Origin of the sequence: Ancylobacter amanitiformis, assembly GCF_030814815.1 — a bacterium.
Lineage (GTDB): Bacteria > Pseudomonadota > Alphaproteobacteria > Rhizobiales > Xanthobacteraceae > Ancylobacter > Ancylobacter amanitiformis.
In genome coordinates this window covers 1-1,167 of record NZ_JAUSVR010000043.1, presented here as the reverse complement: position 1 = coordinate 1,167, position 1,167 = coordinate 1, and the positions used below count along the sequence as shown (strand labels likewise).

The window sequence follows — 1,167 nt, the reverse complement described above, 5'->3', positions numbered from 1 at the left end:
ATACCGACGCGCATTGATCAAAACCCATGTGCCCACTGACGCAGTCCGATGGACATGATGCGCCAGGGTTGGTCGACGAGGGTGTTCCAGGCGAAGCAGCAATGATCGACGATGTCGTCGTAGGATGTGAAAATGCGGTTCGACAGCCAGTTGTCGCGCATGAACTGCCACAGATTTTCGACGGGGTTGAGTTCCGGGCATCTTGGCGGCAGCGGCATCAGGGTGATGTTGGGCGGAACGACCAGTTCGGCTGATCCGTGCCACCCGGCCTGATCGAGCAGCACGACGGCATGCGCGCCCGGCGCGACGTGGAAGGCGATCTCCTCGAGATGCATGCTCATCGCCTCGCTGTTGCACCTGGGCATGACGATCCCGGCGGCCTTGCCTTCAGCGGGGCAGATCGCGCCGAAGATCCATGCCGAGGAGCGGCGTTGATCCTTGGGTGCCGAGGGGCGGGTGCCGCGCCTGGCCCAACGCCGGGTGAGTTTGGTCTGCTGGCCGACGCGGGCTTCGTCCTGCCACCACAACTCTACCGGCGTACCTCTCGGGAGCCGCCGCTTGATCTGCGCCAGACGGTCGACGAAGCTTTTTTAAAATCGACGATGTCATCGGGCTTCTGGCCAAGATGCCGAGGCCGCGCGGAAAGCTTGCGATAGCCCATCGCGCGAAGCTCGCGTCCGAGGGTGTGGCGCGTGATGGAGAGCGCGAACTCATCCCAGATCCACTGCGACAGATCGGCGAGCCGCCAGCGCACCACGCCATGCGCCGCAGGGATCGGCCCCGCCTCGACAACCGCCGCAAGCCGGGCGCGCTGTTCATCGTTCAGGATCGAGGCCCGTCCCGGCGCCTTTCGCGTTGACAGACCATCGGGGCCGCTCTCGTTGAACCGCAAGACCCAGTCGCGCACGATCTGCAGCGTCACACCAGCAACCTTCGCCGCGTCACTTCGGCTCCCGCCGTCCAGGATCAGCGCTACCGCCAATAGGCGCCGGACCTGATCCGCATCACCGCTCCGTCGGGCAAATCCACGCAAATCTGCCGGTGTGTAGTCAGATCGAACGCCAATCGCTGCCGCCATCGCAAGCCTCCGTGTGCCCGCAACCTCGAATCAGATTTTCAGCAGCTTGGGAATCCCGAACGTGAGTCAGCCTCAGCGCGCCTTGGTAT

Annotated in this window: 1 protein-coding gene; it reads right to left on the bottom strand. The window is 63.9% G+C overall.

Annotation, left to right across the window (positions count from 1 at the left end; translation table 11 throughout):
- Positions 1–17 precede the first annotated feature (17 nt).
- Positions 18–1,078 (bottom strand): IS630 family transposase gene (locus tag QOZ99_RS22280; protein ID WP_370876918.1). Its coding sequence is split into 2 segments (ribosomal slippage): positions 18–586 and positions 586–1,078, totalling 1,062 coding nucleotides; the frame shifts between segments, so codons are not numbered across the junction.
- Between the last annotated feature and the right edge of the window lie 89 nt (positions 1,079–1,167).